The following is a 17,532-nucleotide window of genomic DNA, read 5'->3' as shown; positions in this document are numbered from 1 at the left end:
ACAAGCCAGAAGCGACAAGCTGCAAGTCAGAAGCCGATCGGCTCTTTCTTGCAGCTTGAGGCTACTAGCTTGTTGCTGCCTTAGGCGTAGCTTTCGATCGACGGGCAGGCGCACACCAGGTTGCGGTCGCCGAACACGTTGTCGACGCGGCCGACCGGAGGCCAGTACTTGCCGTCGATCAGCGAGGCCACCGGGTACACCGCCTGTTCACGGCTGTAGGGGTGCGACCACTCGCCAACGATTTCCGCCGCGGTGTGCGGGGCATTTTTCAGCGGGTTGTCGTCCTTGTCCAGGCTGCCGTTTTCCACCGCGCGGATTTCTTCGCGGATGCGGATCATGGCGTCGCAGAAGCGGTCCAGTTCTTCCCTGGATTCGCTTTCGGTCGGCTCGATCATCAGGGTGCCGGCCACCGGGAACGACATGGTCGGGGCGTGGAAGCCGAAGTCGATCAGGCGCTTGGCGACGTCGTCGACGCTGATGCCGCTGCTGTCCTTGAGCGGGCGCAGGTCGAGGATGCACTCGTGGGCCACCAGGCCGTTGCTGCCGGTGTAGAGCACCGGGTAGTGCTCTTCCAGGCGACGGGAGATGTAGTTGGCGTTGAGGATCGCCAGCTGCGAGGCACGCTTGAGGCCTTCGCCGCCCATCATGCGGATGTACATCCAGGTGATCGGCAGGATGCTCGCGCTGCCGAACGGCGCGGCGCAGACCGCGCCTTCCTTGCGTTCCATGGCCGCGTGGCCCGGCAGGAACGGCGCCAGGTGCGACTTGACGCCGATCGGGCCGACGCCCGGGCCGCCACCGCCGTGGGGAATGCAGAAGGTCTTGTGCAGGTTCAGGTGCGACACGTCGCCGCCGAACTTGCCCGGGGCGCAGAGGCCGACCATGGCGTTCATGTTGGCGCCGTCGATGTACACCTGGCCGCCGTTGTCATGAATGATGCCGCAGATTTCGCGGATGCCTTCCTCGAACACGCCGTGGGTCGACGGGTAGGTGATCATCAGCGCGGCGAGGTGCTCGCGGTGCTCGATGGCCTTGGCCCGCAGGTCTTCGATATCGACGTTGCCGCGGGCGTCACAGGCGGTAACCACCACGCGCATGCCGGCCATGTTGGCGGTGGCCGGGTTGGTGCCGTGGGCGGACGAAGGGATCAGGCAGATGTCGCGACGGTCGTCGCCACGGCTCTGGTGATAGGCACGAATGGCCAAGAGCCCTGCGTACTCACCCTGGGAGCCGGCGTTCGGCTGCAGGGACACCGCGTCGTAGCCGGTGGCGGCGCAGAGCATGGCTTCCAGTTCGGACGTCAGTTGCTGGTAGCCGGCGCTTTGCTCGGCCGGGGCGAACGGGTGCAGGGCACCGAACTCGGCCCAGGTGATCGGGATCATTTCGCTGGCGGCGTTGAGCTTCATGGTGCACGAGCCCAGCGGGATCATGGTGCGGTCCAGGGCCAGGTCCTTGTCCGCCAGCTTGCGCAGGTAGCGCATCAGCTCGGTTTCCGAGTGATAGCGGTTGAACACCGGGTGGCTGAGGATCGCCGACTGACGCACCAGCGGCGCCGGGATACGGCTCTGTACGGTGCTGGCCAGCGCGGCGAAATCCGGCTGCGCCTGACCGTCGGCCAGCAGGCTCCACAGGGCCTCTACATCGGCCTGGCCGGTGGTTTCGTCGAGGGACAGACCCAGGCGTTCGGTGTCTATCACCCGCAGGTTGATGCGCTGGGCGCGGGCCTTGTCGTGCAGCGCCGAGGTGCGCGCGCCGGTGTGCAGGGTCAGGGTGTCGAAGAAGCTTTCCTGCTCGACCTTGATCCCCAGCTTGCTCAGGCCCTGGGCCAGGATCGCGGTCAGCTGGTGGATGCGCCGGGCAATCCGGGTCAGGCCTTTGGGGCCGTGGTACACGGCGTACATGCTGGCGATGTTGGCCAGCAGCACCTGGGCGGTGCAGATGTTGCTGGTGGCTTTCTCGCGACGGATATGTTGCTCGCGGGTCTGCATGGCCAGGCGCAGTGCCGGCTTGCCGAAACGGTCCACGGACACCCCGACCAGACGGCCCGGCATGTCGCGCTTGAACGCGTCCTTGGTGGAGAAGTAGGCCGCATGCGGGCCACCGAAGCCCAGTGGCACGCCGAAGCGCTGGGCGCTGCCGATGGCCACGTCGGCGCCGAATTCGCCCGGCGGGGTCAGCACGGTCAATGCCAGCAGGTCGGCGGCGACCGCCACCAGGGCGTTGGCGGCGTGGAAGCGCTCGGTCAGCTCGCGGTAGTCGAACAGGTCACCGTTGCTCGCCGGGTATTGCAGCAGGGCACCGAAGAACGGGCTGACGTCGGTCAGTTTGCGCTCGTCGCCGACCACCACGTCGATGCCCAGCGGCTCGGCACGGGTGCGCAGCACGTCGAGGGTTTGCGGGTGGCAATGGCTGGAGGCGAAGAAGGCGTGGCTGCCCTTGTTCTTGCTCAGGCGCTTGCAGAAGGTCATGGCTTCGGCGGCGGCGGTGGCTTCGTCGAGCAGGGAGGCGTTGGCGATCGGCAGGCCGGTGAGGTCGCTGATCAGGGTCTGGAAGTTCAGCAGCGCTTCCAGGCGGCCCTGGGAGATTTCTGGCTGGTACGGGGTGTAGGCGGTGTACCAGGCCGGGTTTTCCAGGAGGTTGCGCAGGATCGGCGACGGCGTGTGGCAGTTGTAGTAGCCCTGGCCGATGTAGGTCTTGAACAGCTGGTTCTTGGCAGCGATGGCCTTGATCGAGGCCAGTGCGTCGGCTTCGCTCTGCCCAGCGGGCAGGTCGAGGACGCTGGTGCCCTTGATGCTGTCGGGGATCACGCTGGCGCTCAGGGCTTCCAGGGAGTCGAAGCCCAGGCTGTTGAGCATGGCTTGCTCGTCGTCCTGGCGCGGGCCGATGTGGCGCGCGATGAATTCATTGGCGGTGCTCAGGTTGACTTGAGTCATGGCGGCTCCTCAGGCGTCGGCGTTGGCTTTGATCAGGCGGTCGTAGGCGTCCTGATCCAGCAGTTGGCCGACAGCGGCGGCGTCCGCGGGAATGAAGCGGAAGAACCAGCCTTCGCCCAGCGGGTCTTCGTTGACCAGCTCGGGGCTGGTGTCCAGGGCCGGGTTGGTTTCCACCACTTCCCCGTCCAGGGGCATGTACACGCCGCTGGCGGCTTTTACCGATTCCACGGTGGCGGCTTCAGCGCCCTTGTCGTAGGCCTGCAATTCCGGCAATTGCACGAACACCACATCGCCCAGGGCGTTTTGCGCGAAAGCCGTGATGCCGACGGTAACGCTGCCATCGGCTTCGGTACGCAGCCATTCGTGATCTTCAGTAAAACGCAACTCGCTCATGGAAACTCCTCAAGGGGCCAGATTCGTCTGGTGGACGCGATTGAATGCTCGTGCAAGGCCGAGCTGAATGGGTAAGCCCATAGCAAAAATGCGGCCAATGTTTTTAAGTTGTTATAAATCAATAAGTTATGAGTTTCTCCCGGCAGGCAAAAGTTGACAGCTGTAGCGAAATCGCTACAGCTGGAGCGTCAGGGAAAAGCCTATGGGGATCAAAGCCTTGCGTTGCGCCGATTACAACCGACTGTAGCGATATCGTTCCGCTGTAGCGCTTTCAGTACAGGTGGAGGTCGCTTTTCGCACTGTTTTTCTGTAGGAGCGAAGCTTGCTCGCGATGAGCCTGAGAGCGCTGCGCGGGCTCCAGGCACTGCGGCGCCGTTGAGATTTTTCGCGAGCAAGCTTCGCTCCTACAGAAGCAGAGCGGAAGCGACAGCCATCAGGCTTTCAGGGCTTGTTGGGAATGCCGTACTTGCGCAGGCGATGGGCGATGGCGGTGTGGGAGGTCTGCAGGCGGCTGGCCAGCTGGCGGGTCGAGGGGTAGTTGACGTACAGGCTTTCCAGCAGTGCCTTCTCGAACTCTTCGACGGCCTGTTCCAGGCTTTCGACTTCGGTGTCGTTCTGGCGTGCCACCGAGGTGCCGGCGATATCCAGGTCGCCGATGTCCACCAGGCTGCTTTCGCAGATCGCCGCCGCGCGGAAGATCACGTTCTGCAACTGGCGCACGTTACCCGGCCAGCGGTTGCCCAGCAGCGCCGGATAGGTGCCGGGCGCCAGGCGGCAGACCGGGCGCTGGATCTGCGCGCAGGCCTGCTGCATGAAATAGCGCGCCAGCAACAGGATGTCCTGGCCGCGCTCGCGCAGGGGCGGCACTTCCACATTCAGCACGTTGAGGCGATAGAACAGGTCTTCGCGAAAGGCGCCTTCGGCGACCATCTTTTCCAGGTCGCGGTGGGTGGCGCTGAGGATCCGCACATTGACCTTGACCTCACGGTCGCCGCCGACCCGGCGAAAGCTGCCGTCATTGAGAAAACGCAGCAGCTTGGCCTGCAAATAGGGCGACATTTCGCCGATCTCGTCGAGAAACACAGTGCCCTGGTTGGCCAGCTCCATCAGTCCCGGCTTGCCGCCGCGCTGGGCGCCGGTGAAGGCGCCGGGCGCATAGCCGAACAGCTCGCTTTCGGCGAGGTTTTCCGGCAGGGCGGCGCAGTTCAGCGCGAGAAACGGCGCGCCGTGCCGCGCACTGATGGCGTGGCAGGCCCGCGCCACCAGCTCCTTGCCGGTACCGGTTTCGCCCTGGATCAGCAGCGGTGCATCCAGCGCGGCGACGCGCTGGGCGCGGGCCTTGAGGGTACGGATGGCCGGCGAATCGCCGAGCAGGGCATCGAAGCCTTCGGCATGGTCGTGGTGCAGGGCCGACAGGCGCTCGCCGATGCGATTGGGCTGATACAGGGTCAGCAGCGCGCCGGCGTCGGTGATCGGCGTGGCGTCCAGCAGCAGGGTCTGGCCGTTGAGGGTGATTTCCCGCAGGGGCAGGCGAAAGCCCTGTTCCAGCAGGGTTTCCAGCAGCGCCGGGTCGTCGAACAGCTCGGCCACGCTTTCCCCGGCCGGCTCGCGGCCATACAGGGCGATCAGCGCCGGGTTGGCCAGCAGCACCTTGCCGGCGCTGTCCAGGGCCAGCACCGGGTCGGTCATCGCCGCCAGCAGGGCGTCGAGCTGCAGATGGCGACGCTGGCCGGGCAGGATGTCGACCACCGTCACCGCCTGCACGCCGCGCACGCTGAACAGCGCGTCGCGCAGCTCTTCCAGCACTTGTGGGCTGAGGGTCGGGGCGTCGATGTAGACGTTGGGCGGCACCATCTCCACCGCATCCAGGTTGAGGTTGCGCCCACCGAGCAGGGCCAGGACTTCCTGGGTGATACCGACGCGGTCGATAAAGCTGACGTGGATGCGCATGGGGCGGACAAGGGTTCTGGAAAACGGAGGGTGGCAAGTATGCCTTGGCGGACGCCATTGGTGAAATTCGCCGTGGCCACAGGCTTCTGTAGGAGCGAAGCTTGCTCGCGATGAACTAGAAGACACCGCGGCGGATCAGGCTACCCGCGTCATCCTTGACGACCATCGCGGGCAAGCCTCGCTCCTACAAGTCAGCGGGTAGGGGAAGCCCGCGACCCGCGGGCTGGGGTTACTCGAGATGTTCGGGTTTTACCGGGTCCCCGGATTTCACGTTCAACTGCACCCGCACATCCTCGAACATCGCGTCGTAGTGCTTGTGCACCGAACCGATGCTGCTCATTGCCTTGGGAATCCCGTACTTCTCGGCGATTTTCGTCACGTTGCTGGCGAAGTTGTACGCCTGATCCTTGGGCAGGAAGAAGGGTTCATCGACCGCTTTGCCCTGGATCGTTCCATGCATCTTGAACTGCATCCCCTTGCCTTCCTTGGGATCCTGCGCAACCTCGTAGTCGATGCAGATGTTGTAGCTGACATCGTCCTTGTTCAGCGCGTGTCGTTCGATGTGCAAATGACCGGGTTCGAACTGGGCCATGGTTCTCTCCTTTCAAGGCATGGGAGAGGGGCAGGCCTGGAACCTGCACCCTGAGTTTCTCTTATCGGTAGGTGATGCCCGGCTGGGCCGTGCTGATGCGCGTGCCGGCCTGGCCCTGGACGATCGCTTCGATGTCCGAGAGTGAACCGATCACTGCGACTTTTCCAGTATGGCGGGCGAACTCGCAGGCCGCCTGGACCTTTGGTCCCATGGAGCCGGCGGCGAAGCCGAGCTTTTCCATTTCGTCCGGGTGTGCCTGGGCAATGGCTTTCTGCGACGGCTTGCCCCAGTCGATAAAGGCCGCGTTGACGTCGGTGGCGATCACCAGCAGATCGGCCTCCAGCTGTTCGGCCAGCAGCGCCGAGCACAGGTCCTTGTCGATCACCGCCTCGATGCCCCTGAGCTTGCCATCCTCGCCATACATAGTGGGGATGCCGCCACCGCCGGCGCAGATCACGATACTGCTCTTTTCCAGCAGCCATTTGATCGGGCGGATTTCAAAGATGCGCTTGGGTTTCGGGCTGGCCACCACGCGGCGGTACTTGTCGCCATCGGGGGCGATGGCCCAGCCTTTTTCCTTGGCCAGTTTTTCCGCCTCTTCCTTGCTGTAGACCGGGCCGATGGGCTTGCTCGGGTTCTGGAACGCCGGGTCCTTGGCGTCGACCTCGACCTGGGTCAGCAGGGTGGCGAAGGGCACTTCGAAGTCCAGCAGGTTGCCCAGTTCCTGTTCGATGATGTAGCCGATCATGCCTTCGGTTTCGGCGCCTAGCACGTCCAGCGGGTAAGGTGACACCGAGGTGTAGGCCGCCGCCTGCAGCGACAGCAGGCCGACCTGCGGGCCGTTGCCGTGGGCGATCACCAGCTGGTTGCCGGGATGGATCTTGGCGATCTGTTCGGTGGCGATCCGGATATTGGCGCGTTGATTGTCCGCGGTCATGGGTTCACCACGGCGGAGCAGGGCGTTGCCGCCCAGTGCGACGACGATACGCATAATGCATTCCTTCCAGAATTCGGTGATCCCGTGGGCGCAAGTCGCGCGCCCACGGGGCGAGGGGCCGGCCGTCAGGCGGTCGGCCCGGTCATCGTGGTTACAGGTCGGCCAGGGTCGAGACCAGGATCGCCTTGATGGTGTGCATGCGGTTTTCCGCTTGCTCGAAGGCGATGCAGGCCGGCGACTCGAACACGTCGTCGGTCACTTCGATGCCGTTGGCCAGGTGCGGATACTGCTCGGCGATCTGCTTGCCGACCTTGGTATCGCTGTTGTGGAACGCCGGTAGGCAGTGCATGAACTTGGTCCGTGGGTTGCCGGTGGCCTTCATCAGCTCGGCGTTGACCTGGTACGGCAGCAGTTGCTGGATACGTTCGGCCCAGGCTTCCACTGGCTCGCCCATCGATACCCAGACGTCGGTATGGATGAAGTCGACGCCCTTGACCGCGGCTTTCGGGTCTTCGGTCAGGGTGATGCGGGCGCCGCTTTCTTCCGCGTACTTCTTGCAGCGGCTGACCAGGTCGTCATGGGGCCACAGGGCTTTGGGCGCGCAGATGCGCACGTCCATGCCGAGCTTGGCGCCCACCAGCAGCAGCGAGTTGCCCATGTTGTTGCGGGCGTCGCCCAGATAGGCGTAGCTGATGTCGTGGATCGGCTTGTCGGCATGCTCACGCATGGTCAGCACGTCGGCGATCATCTGGGTCGGGTGGTACTCGTCGGTCAGGCCGTTGAACACCGGCACCCCGGCGAACTTCGCCAGTTCTTCGACGATTTCCTGCTTGAAGCCGCGGTACTCGATGGCGTCGTACATGCGCCCGAGCACGCGGGCGGTGTCCTTCATGCTTTCCTTGTGGCCGATCTGCGACGAGTTCGGGTCGATGTAGGTGACGTTGGCGCCCTGGTCATAGGCGGCGACCTCGAAGGCGCAGCGGGTACGGGTCGAGGTTTTCTCGAAGATCAGGGCGATGTTGTTGCCCTTGAGGTGCTGCTGCTCGGTGCCGGTGTACTTGGCGCGCTTGAGGTCGCGGGACAGGTCGAGCAGGTAGCGCAGCTCGCGCGCGGTGTGGTGCTCGAGGCTCAGCAGGTTACGGTTGTGGATGTTGAAAGCCATGATGGATCTCCTTTGATTTCGGTCGTCCACTTGCCGAGGCCCTTCGTGGGGGCAACGGCAAGCTGCTATGTCGGAATAAGAGGCGCTTAGTAATCGATCGGGTCGCGGATGATCGGGCAGGTCATGCAGTGGCCGCCGCCACGGCCGCGACCGAGTTCGCTGGCGCTGATGGTGATCACTTCCACCCCGGCCTTGCGCAGCAGGGTGTTGGTGTAGGTGTTGCGGTCATAGCCGATGACCACGCCCGGTTCCAGGGCCACCACGTTGTTGCCGTCGTCCCACTGTTCGCGTTCGGCGGCGAAGCTGTTGCCGCCGGTCTCCACCACGCGCAGTTGCTTGAGGTTGAGGGATTCGGCCACCACCTCGATGAACGATTTGTTCTCCCGTCGCACGTCCATGCCATAGGGCTTGCTGGTGTCGGGGCGGATGACGAACGGCACGATTTCCTTGACCACTTCCGGGAAGACCGTGACCAGGTCGCGGTCGCAGAAGCTGAACACGGTGTCCAGGTGCATCGCCGCGCGGGATTTCGGCAGGCCGGCGACCACGACTTTTTCCACCGCGCCCTTGGCGAACAGGGATTGCGCAAGCTGGCCGATGGCCTGGCGCGAAGTCCGCTCGCCCATGCCGATCAGCACCACGCCATTGCCGATCGGCATGACGTCGCCACCCTCGAGGGTGGCCTGGCCGTGATCCTTGTCCGGGTCGCCGTACCAGATCTCGAAGTCGGCGTGGGTGAACTCGGGATGGAACTTGTAGATGGCGCTGGCCAGCAGGGTTTCCTGGCGCCGGGCCGGCCAGTACATCGGGTTGAGTGTCACGCCGCCGTAGATCCAGCAGGTGGTGTCGCGGGTGAACTGGGTGTTGGGCAGCGGCGGCAGCAGGAAGCTGGAGTGGCCCAGGTAGTCGCGGTACATCTTGATCACGCTGGCGCCTTCGCTTTCCGGCAGGTCCTCGCCGGCCACGCCGCCGATCAGGAACTCGGCCAGCTTGCGCGGCTCCAGGCTTTCGAGCCAGCTGCGCACTTCGTTGGTCAGGCCGACGCCGACGGTGTCGGGGGTGATCTTGCGATCCAGGATCCACTTCAGGGCTTCGGGGTTCTGCACCGTATCGGTCAGCAGGTTGTGCATTTCCAGGACTTCGATCCCACGCTCGCGCATTTTGGTGACGAAGTCGAAATGGTCGCGCTTGGCCTGGTTGACCCAGATCACATCATCGAACAGCAGTTCATCGCAGTTGTTCGGGGTCAGCCGCTGATGGGCCAGGCCTGGGGAGCAAACCATGACTTTGCGCAGTTTGCCGGCTTCGGAATGGACGCCGTACTTAACTTTTTCCGTGGTCATTACAGTGATCCTCCAGAGGTAGAAACAATCGTGCGGTTACAGGGTCAGGAAGCCGTCGTAGAGCCCGTAGGCGGCCACCAGGGCGCCTATGACCACTGCGGCGAAAATCAGCTTCTCGACGTTGGTGAAAATCGGTTTGCCCAACTCCAGCTTGGCCTTGGCGAACAGGATCGCGCCGGGGGCGTAGAGCAGGGCGGAGAGCAGCAGGTACTTGACCCCGCCGGCGTACAGCAGCCAGATCGCGTAGATCAGGGCGATGGAGCCGATCAACAGGTCTTTCTTGCGTTCGGCCAGGGCCGCCTCATAGGTCTCGCTGCGCACCGCCAGCAGCACGGCATAGGCCGCCGACCACAGGTAGGGCACCAGGATCATCGAGGTGGCGAGGTAGATCAGCGACAGGTAGGTGCTGGCCGAGAACAGGGTGATGACCAGGAATATCTGCACCATGGCGTTGGTCAGCCACAGGGCGTTGACCGGCACATGGTTGGCGTTCTCCTTGCGCAGGAACTCCGGCATGGTGTGGTCCTTGGCCGCGGCGAACATGATCTCCGCGCACAGCAGCACCCATGACAGCAGCGCCCCCAGCAGCGAGATGATCAGGCCGACGCTGATCAGCACCGCGCCCCAGTGGCCGACCACATGCTCCAGCACCGCCGCCATCGACGGGTTCTGCAGCTTAGCCAGTTCCGGCTGGGTCATGATGCCCAGCGACAGCACGTTCACCAGCACCAGGAACAGCAGCACGGTGATGAAGCCGATCACGGTGGCCTTGCCCACGTCCGAGCGTTTTTCCGCGCGGGAGGAGAAGATGCTCGCGCCTTCGATGCCGATGAACACCCAGACGGTGACCAGCATCATGTTGCGCACCTGGTTCATCACGCTGCCCAGGTCGGGGTTCTTCATGCCCCAGATGTCCGCAGTGAAGATGTCCAGCTTGAAGGCGAACAGGGCGATCAGCACGAACAGCAGCAGCGGCACCACTTTGGCGACCGTGGTCACCAGGTTGATGAAGGCCGCCTCCTTGATCCCGCGCAGCACCAGAAAGTGCACGGCCCACAGCAGGACCGAGGCGCCGATTACCGCGGCCGGGGTGTTGCCCTCACCGAAGATCGGAAAGAAGTAGCCCAGGGTGCTGAACAGCAGCACGAAGTAGCCGACGTTGCCCAGCCAGGCGCTGATCCAGTAACCCCAGGCCGAAGAAAAACCCATGTAGTCGCCGAAGCCGGCCTTGGCATAGGCGTAGACACCGCCGTCCAGATCAGGCTTGCGGTTGGCCAGGGTTTGAAACACGAAAGCCAGCGTCAACATACCGACAGCGGTAATAGCCCAGCCAATAAGAACAGCGCCTACATCGGCACTTGCCGCCATGTTTTGTGGCAAGGAAAAGATCCCGCCGCCAATCATCGAGCCGACTACCAAGGCGACTAACGCACCAAGTCGTAGTTTTCCGGGAGTGTCAGACATTGCGTGACTCCATTGCAGGAGAAGAGAGACGTCAGAGTAGATCTGCGCGTAATACAAACAGCTGACTTAGATCAGGTCATCGCTACATTCCATTGTGAATGAATGACTTAAGCAGTCTTTGCTTTCGCCGGCAGGATGCCTGGAAGTGCCATTACTGAAGGCCTGGAAGGCTGGATGACAGGGCTTCTCATTGATGCCAGATTGAAACTAGTCCGCTTTCAAGAATGCGCAACTAGTAAAAAAGTTATAAAGGGGGTGGCCGGTTGATGGCATTCAGTCTTTACAAAAAATAAAACTCGCCAAGATTCAGTAAGTTCTGATCGGAGTCATGTCATTGGATCCATAAAAGATCAATAATTGACTCTTTTAGTTCGTTGCCAGCGTGTGGAAGTAATTTATTTGCATATAGTTTGGTTGTCGGACAATTGGACTGCACGCAGAGGTAGGCATGCCACAAACCACGCAAAAACTGCGACTCGGCGCCCTGATCGCGCTGGTGGTGGGTTCGATGATTGGCGGCGGGATCTTTTCCTTGCCGCAGAACATGGCGGCCCGGGCCGACGCGGGGGCGATCCTCATCGGTTGGGCGATCACCGCCGTGGGCATGCTGACCCTGGCCTTCGTCTTCCAGACCCTGGCCAACCGCAAGCCTGAACTCGATTCGGGGGTGTACGCCTACGCCAAGGCCGGCTTCGGCGACTACATGGGGTTTTCGTCCGCCTGGGGCTACTGGATCAGCGCCTGGCTGGGCAACGTCGGCTACTTCGTGCTGCTGTTCAGCACCCTGGGCTATTTCTTCCCGGTGTTTGGCCAGGGCAACACCCCGGTGGCCATCGCCTGCGCCTCGGTCTTGCTGTGGGCGGTGCATTTCCTGGTGCTGCGCGGGATCAAGGAAGCGGCCTTCATCAACCTGCTGACCACCGTGGCCAAGATCGTGCCGCTAGTGATGTTCATCGTGATTGCCGCGGTGGCGTTCAAGGCGGACATTTTCACCCGCGACATCTGGGGCCGCGGCAACCCGAACTTCGGCGGGGTGATGGACCAGGTGCGCAACATGATGCTGGTCACGGTCTTCGTGTTCATCGGCATCGAAGGCGCCAGCGTCTATTCGGCCCGGGCCGAGAAGCGCGCGGATGTCGGCCGGGCCACGGTGATCGGTTTTATCGGGGTGCTGGCCCTGCTGGTGCTGGTCAATGTGCTGTCCCTGGGGATCATGAGCCAGCCGGAACTGGCGACCTTGCAGAACCCGTCCCTGGCGGCGGTGCTGGAGCACATCGTCGGCCCCTGGGGGGCGTTGCTGATCAGCGTCGGCCTGGCGGTTTCCCTGCTCGGTGCCTTGCTGTCGTGGGCGCTGCTGTGTGCCGAAATTCTGTTCGCCACCGCCCGCGACCGGACCATGCCGGCCTTCCTGAAAAAGGAAAACGCCAACCACGTACCGGTCAACGCCCTGTGGCTGACCAACAGCATGATCCAGGTGTTTTTGCTGATCACCCTGTTCTCCGCCGGGACCTACACCAGCCTGATCTACCTCGCCTCGTCGATGATCCTGGTGCCTTACCTGTGGTCGGCGGCCTACGCGGTGCTGCTCAGTGGCCGTGGCGAAACCTACGAACATGCCTCGGCCGAGCGCATGAAAGACCTGTGCATCGGTGGCGTGGCCCTGTGTTATGCGGTGTGGCTGTTGTACGCCGGAGGGGTCAAGTACCTGCTGCTGTCGGCCCTGCTGTATGCCCCGGGGGTGATCCTGTTCGCCAAGGCCAAGCGCGAGCAGGGCGAGCCGTTGTTCACCGGTATCGAGAAAGGCATTTTCGCCTGTGTGGTCGCCGGGGCCAGCCTGGCCGCCTATGGCCTGTACAGCGGTGTGCTGTCGCTGTGAGGCTCGCTTACCAGCCGCCTTATGACTGGCCGGCGATGCTGGCGTTTCTCCGGGCGCGGGCCATCGCCGGGCTGGAGACCGTCAGCGGCGACCGCTATTCGCGCAGCATCAGCCTCGATGGCATGCACGGCTGGTTCAGCGTGGGCCCGGGCGACAGCGATGCGCTGGCCCTGACCCTGGACTTTCCCGATCCGCAAGCCCATGCGCGGATCGTGGCGCGCATCCGCCGCCTGCTGGACCTGGACACCGACCTGGCGCCGATTCATCGACAACTGTCCACCGACCCGCTGATGGCCCGTTTGATCGCCTCGCGGCCGGGGCTGCGCGTGCCCGGCGCCTGGGACGGTTTCGAGCTGGCAGTGCGCGCGGTGCTGGGGCAGCAGATCACGGTGGTGGCGGCCATCCGTCTGGCGGGCAAGCTGGTGGCGCAATATGGCCAGCCATTGAGCTGCGTGGGGGCGCCAGCGGGGTTGAGCCATGTGTTTCCTGAGCCGGGGCGAATGGCGGGCGCCGACCTGGCGAGCCTGGGCATGCCGCGTAGCCGGGGGCGGACCCTGTCCGGCGTGGCGCAGGCGCTGCTCGACGATCCGCAGCTGTTTGCTCCCAAGGCCAGCCTCGAACAGAGCCTGTCCGCCTTGCGGGCGCTATGGGGTGTTGGCGACTGGACTGCGCATTACGTGGCCTTGCGCCAGTTCCGCGAAGCGGATGCTTTTCCCGCGGCCGACGTGGGCCTGCTCAATGCCCTGGCGGCGCTCGAAGGCGGGCCGGTCAGCGCCAGCCAGCTGCTGGCCCGCGCCGAGGCCTGGCGGCCATGGCGCGGTTACGCGGCGCAGCACCTGTGGACGGCCTTGTAATCCCCCCGCACCTGTAGCCGCTGCCGAGCACCGCGAGGCTGCGATCGGCTGCGCAGCGGCCGTAAAACAGGCGGCGCGTTACGTCATTCATACCGCATGCGCAGGCTTGGCGAGGACTACGTCCTCGATCGCAGCCTCGCGGTGCTCGGCAGCGGCTACAGGTTACGCGTTACAGGCTCACCATTTCGGGCGATGGGCGCCCAGGTCGCTGGCGGGGTAGGCCCATTGCAGGGGCGTGCCGCTGATCTGCAGGGGGACTTGCAGGCGATAGGCCGGGCCCCAGGAGGTCTGCTCCACCAGCAATCCCTGGTCGTCCTGGTCTTCGGCGCGCAAGGCGGGCTCGGCGCTGCCAGGGGCGTGCTCGATCAACAGCTTGGCGGTCCGCGCCAGCGACAGCCGTGCGCTGCCGACGGCCCCGGTTTTCAGTCGTTCGTTCAGGGTGCGGATCGCGGCGGCGGCCATCAGGTAGCCGGTGGCGTGGTCCAGGGCCTGCACCGGCAGCGGTACCGGTTTTTCGGCCTGCTGCCAGCGCTGGCCGGCCTCGGCAATGCCGCTGCTCATCTGCACCAGGCTGTCGAAGCCACGGCGGTTCTGCCAGGGGCCGCTCCAGCCATAGGCGTTCAGGCACACATCGATCAGCTCCGGGGCGAGGCGCTGGCGCTCGGCCGCGCCGTAGCCGAGGCGTTCCAGGGCATCGGCGCGGTAGCCGTGCAGCAGCAGGTCGGCTTCCCCCAGCAGGCTTTCGAAGACCTGGCGATCGGCGGCGTCGTGCAGGTTCAGGCGGGCGCAGCGTTTGCCCAGGGTGACTTCCGGGACCACGCCGGGCTCGTTCCACTCCGGCGGGTCGATGCGCAGCACGTCGGCGCCCAGCCCGGCCAGAAAGCGGCTGGCGATGGGGCCGGCCAGCACCCGGGTCAGGTCCAGCACCTTGATCCCGGCCAGGGGGCGTGACAGCGACCCGCGCCAGGGCTGCGCGGCGTCTGCACCTTGTTTCACGTAGTGCACCAGGGGCTCGGCATTCACGGCCTGCCCCTGGGGATGGGCTTGCCACTGGGCCCAGCTGCGCATTTCGGCGGCGCAGCCACCTGCCTCGACCACCGCCTGCTCCAGGTCGCTCTTGTTCCACTGCGCAACCTTGGCGGCCATGGCCGGCCGGTCCGCGACCCGGCCGAGTACCTGTTCGGCCGCCTGGCGATGATGGGGCGCATTGGTGTGCAGGCGAATCCAGCCGTCCTGGGTGGCGTAGTCGCCGGCGACCGGGTCCCACAGCGGCGGCACGCTCCAGCCCAGCGGCCGCAGGGAGGTGGCGAACCAGAAGGAGGCCAGGCGTCGGTCGACGCTCAGGGTGGGCATGCGCCCGGTCTGGCTGAACAGCAGCCCGGCCGCCGCCTGGCCGGCCGCGGCGATGCTGGCGCTGGCCAGTTCGGTCACGGCGAAGGCCGAGGGCAGGGCGCCGCTCGAGGTCAAGGCAATCGGGGTAAGAGGCAAGCCAAGCGCGGCTTGAACAGACGACAGCACATCGGTCATTGCAGGCCCTCCGCAAGAGAGGGGGCAGCATAAATCAAAAAAGTGAAGCGCCGCAGCCCCGTGACGGAGCAAGAACTATCTGTAGGAGCGAGCTTGCTCGCGATGGTCGTCAACGATGGCGCGCACTCACTGGCTCAATGCGGCGCGCTCCGGTTCATCGCGAGCAAGCTTCGCTCCTACAGTCCTACAGAGGCGAGGATCAGACCCGGAACTGGTCCATCAGCTTCATCTGCTGGGTGGTCAGGGCGTTGAGCTGGCTGCTGACCTGGGCCGATTCGGTGGCCTGCTCGGTGAGGGATTCGGTCACGCTGCGGATCGCCGAGACGTTGCGGTTGACCTCTTCGGCCACCGCGCTCTGCTGTTCGGCGGCGCTGGCGATCTGCAGGTTCATGTCGCTGATCACCGTGACCGCGTCGCTGATCTTGCCCAGGGCCTGCACCGCTTGCTGGATCTGCCCGGCGTTGCTCTGGGCCTGGGCCTGGCTCGAATGCATGGTCGCCACCACGCCCCGGGTGCCGCTCTGGATGCGCTCGATCACCACGCGGATTTCTTCCACCGAATCCTGGGTGCGCTTGGCCAGGTTGCGCACCTCGTCGGCGACCACCGCGAAGCCGCGGCCGCTTTCCCCGGCGCGCGCCGCCTCGATGGCGGCGTTGAGGGCCAGCAGGTTGGTCTGTTCGGCGATGCTGCGGATCACTTCCAGCACCGAGCCGATCTGTTCGCTGTTGACCGCCAGGGCCTCGACCTCGACCACTGCCTTGCTGACTTCCTCGGCCAGGGTGCTGATGTCGCGGGTGCTGCGCTCGATGATGGTCATGCCGTCCTTGGCCGACTGGTCGGCGCCACGGGCGGCGTTGGCGGCGTTCGAGGCACTGTTGGCGACGTCGTGGGCGGTGGCGCTCATTTCATTGGACGCGGTGGCCACCTGGTCGATTTCGCGGAACTGCACCTGCATGCCTTCGCTGGTCTGGCGGGCGATCTCCGAGGACTGGTCGGCGGTGCCGCGGGCGTCGGTGATGCTCTGCTTGATCTGCGCGATGGTCGGTTGCAGCTTGTCGAGGAAGCGGTTGAACCAGCTCACCAGCTCGCCCAGTTCGTCTTGCTTGCTGTACTTCAGGCGCTGGGTCAGGTCGCCGTCGCCGCTGGCGATTTCCTTGAGCATCTGCGCGACGCTGTTGATCGGCCGGGTCACGCCGGAGGCGGTCAGCCAGATCAGCAGCAGGCCGATCACGCCGGCGACCGCCGCCACCAGCAGGGACACCAGGGTGCCCTGGGCCTGGGCGTCGTCGAGCACGCTCTGGAGTTTCACGGTGTCGGCCAGCAGCACCTGCTCCGGCAGGTCGATCACCACGCCCCAGGGACGGGCGTCGGCGATCGGGCTGACCGGATACACGGCGCGGATCAGGTCGCCCTGCTTGAGGATTTTCGGGGTATTGCCAGCCAGCAGTTGCAGCACATCCTTGCCTTCGGCGCCGAGGGTGTCGGCGATGCCCTTGCCGACCTTGGCCGCATCGTTGCTGTAGGCGGCGAGGATGCCGCTGCCGGCGACGATCAGCATGTGCCCGGCACCGTCGAACAGCCCGTTCTGGGACTCGGCGGCCGCGGCCTGCAGGGCATCCAGGGCGATGTCCACGCCGACCACGCCTATGACTTTGCCGTCGACGATCAGCGGCAGAGAGATGGTGGTCATCAGCATCAGCTTGCCGCCCACGGTGTCGGCGTACGGGTCCAGCAGGCAGGTGCGCTTGCTGTCGCGCGGGCAGGTGTACCAGCTGTTGTAGGGGGTGCCGCTGACGCTCAGGGTGGTCTTGTTCATGTCCTCTTCGACCATCACCGTGTTCAGCCCGGTGCCGCCGGCACGGCTCCAGTAGCTGGCGAAGCGCCCGGCTTCGTTGGAGGCATGGCCGGCGTCGTTGGCGAACTCGCTGTCCTTGCCGTCGAGGGCGTTGGGCTCATAGGCGAGCCAGATGCCCAGCACCTTGGTGTTGCGTTCGAAGGCGGTTTTCAGGCTGTGGTTGAGTTCTTCGCGCAGCGTCGCGGCGTCCAGCGAACGCTTGCCGGCCATGGTCCGCAGGTCGTTGATCTGGTCGGCCAGGGCGGTGATCACCAGCAGGCTCTCGCCAAAGGTTTTCTGCACCCGCACCGCCTGCTCGGCGGCCCGGGCCTGCAGCAGGCTCTGCACGCTGTCGGTGAGCATTCGCGAGCTGGAACTGCTGACCAGTTGATCGTTCTGGTTGGTCTGGTAGATGTTCATCCCGACGATCAGGCCCACCACGCCGAGCAGGCAGAGTCCGGACAACAGCACGATTTTCAGGCGAATGGACAGAGAGTCGAACATGGGGCGATCTCGCGAATGGATAGGAGGTGAGCGGTGAGTCGGATGACTCCGGTCGCCAAGTCCATTCAGCGCCATGCCCGGAACATCGGCTTGAGCGGCATTTGCCTGAGAAAAAGCCGACGAGCGGTCATGTGTTTGACATAAACAGGGAGGAGGGAGGTTT

The 17,532-nt window shown here is 64.4% G+C and carries 12 protein-coding genes; 2 read left to right on the top strand and 10 right to left on the bottom strand.

What is annotated here, in order from left to right; translation table 11 throughout:
• Nucleotides 1-80: 80 nt before the first annotated feature.
• From gcvP to arcD (DK261_RS31680), 8 genes are all read right to left on the bottom strand, one after another.
• A complete protein-coding gene (gcvP, locus tag DK261_RS31715) occupies nucleotides 81-2,933 on the bottom strand; it encodes an aminomethyl-transferring glycine dehydrogenase (RefSeq protein WP_110177423.1) in 2,853 nt (950 codons plus the stop codon).
• 9 nt (nucleotides 2,934-2,942) lie between these two features.
• Nucleotides 2,943-3,326: a glycine cleavage system protein GcvH gene (gene gcvH / locus DK261_RS31710; protein WP_009050426.1), complete on the bottom strand. Its 384-nt coding sequence runs from the start codon at nucleotides 3,324-3,326 to the stop codon at nucleotides 2,943-2,945.
• A 441-nt stretch (nucleotides 3,327-3,767) separates the two neighbouring features.
• The gene (locus DK261_RS31705; RefSeq protein ID WP_038634446.1) at nucleotides 3,768-5,276 is read right to left on the bottom strand and encodes a sigma-54-dependent transcriptional regulator; all 1,509 of its coding nucleotides are present in this window, start codon (nucleotides 5,274-5,276) and stop codon (nucleotides 3,768-3,770) included.
• A gap of 229 nt (nucleotides 5,277-5,505) precedes the next feature.
• Nucleotides 5,506-5,868 carry a DUF5064 family protein gene (locus tag DK261_RS31700; protein ID WP_009050424.1) on the bottom strand — a complete coding sequence of 121 codons (363 nt, stop codon included), beginning with the start codon at nucleotides 5,866-5,868 and terminating at the stop codon, nucleotides 5,506-5,508.
• A gap of 61 nt (nucleotides 5,869-5,929) precedes the next feature.
• Nucleotides 5,930-6,859 carry a carbamate kinase gene (gene arcC / locus DK261_RS31695; RefSeq protein WP_009050423.1) on the bottom strand — a complete coding sequence of 310 codons (930 nt, stop codon included), beginning with the start codon at nucleotides 6,857-6,859 and terminating at the stop codon, nucleotides 5,930-5,932.
• A 97-nt stretch (nucleotides 6,860-6,956) separates the two neighbouring features.
• A complete protein-coding gene (locus tag DK261_RS31690; RefSeq protein ID WP_009050422.1) occupies nucleotides 6,957-7,967 on the bottom strand; it encodes an ornithine carbamoyltransferase in 1,011 nt (336 codons plus the stop codon).
• An 86-nt stretch (nucleotides 7,968-8,053) separates the two neighbouring features.
• Nucleotides 8,054-9,310, bottom strand: a complete 1,257-nt coding sequence (gene arcA / locus DK261_RS31685; protein ID WP_009050421.1) for an arginine deiminase — start codon at nucleotides 9,308-9,310, stop codon at nucleotides 8,054-8,056.
• A 36-nt stretch (nucleotides 9,311-9,346) separates the two neighbouring features.
• Nucleotides 9,347-10,774, bottom strand: a complete 1,428-nt coding sequence (gene arcD / locus DK261_RS31680; RefSeq protein WP_009050420.1) for an arginine-ornithine antiporter — start codon at nucleotides 10,772-10,774, stop codon at nucleotides 9,347-9,349.
• A 448-nt stretch (nucleotides 10,775-11,222) separates the two neighbouring features.
• Between arcD (DK261_RS31680) and arcD (DK261_RS31675) the strand changes: the two genes are divergently transcribed.
• Complete coding sequence (gene arcD / locus DK261_RS31675) at nucleotides 11,223-12,650, top strand: arginine-ornithine antiporter (RefSeq protein WP_009050419.1); 1,428 nt, start codon at nucleotides 11,223-11,225, stop codon at nucleotides 12,648-12,650.
• Nucleotides 12,647-13,504: a DNA-3-methyladenine glycosylase gene (locus DK261_RS31670; RefSeq protein ID WP_016703412.1), complete on the top strand. Its 858-nt coding sequence runs from the start codon at nucleotides 12,647-12,649 to the stop codon at nucleotides 13,502-13,504. Before arcD (DK261_RS31675) ends, DK261_RS31670 begins: the two co-directional genes overlap by 4 nt.
• 177 nt (nucleotides 13,505-13,681) lie before the next feature.
• On the opposite strand, the gene DK261_RS31665 is transcribed toward DK261_RS31670, so the two are convergent.
• On the bottom strand, nucleotides 13,682-15,031 hold the full coding sequence (locus tag DK261_RS31665; RefSeq protein WP_110177421.1) for a CoA transferase: 1,350 nt from the start codon (nucleotides 15,029-15,031) through the stop codon (nucleotides 13,682-13,684).
• Between the two features lie 199 nt (nucleotides 15,032-15,230).
• Complete coding sequence (locus tag DK261_RS31660) at nucleotides 15,231-17,369, bottom strand: methyl-accepting chemotaxis protein (protein WP_110177419.1); 2,139 nt, start codon at nucleotides 17,367-17,369, stop codon at nucleotides 15,231-15,233.
• Between the last annotated feature and the right edge of the window lie 163 nt (nucleotides 17,370-17,532).

It is taken from the genome of Pseudomonas sp. RW409, from assembly GCF_003184125.1.
Taxonomy (GTDB): Bacteria; Pseudomonadota; Gammaproteobacteria; order Pseudomonadales; family Pseudomonadaceae; genus Aquipseudomonas; species Aquipseudomonas chlororaphis_I.
This window is presented reverse-complemented; position numbering and strand designations above follow the sequence as displayed.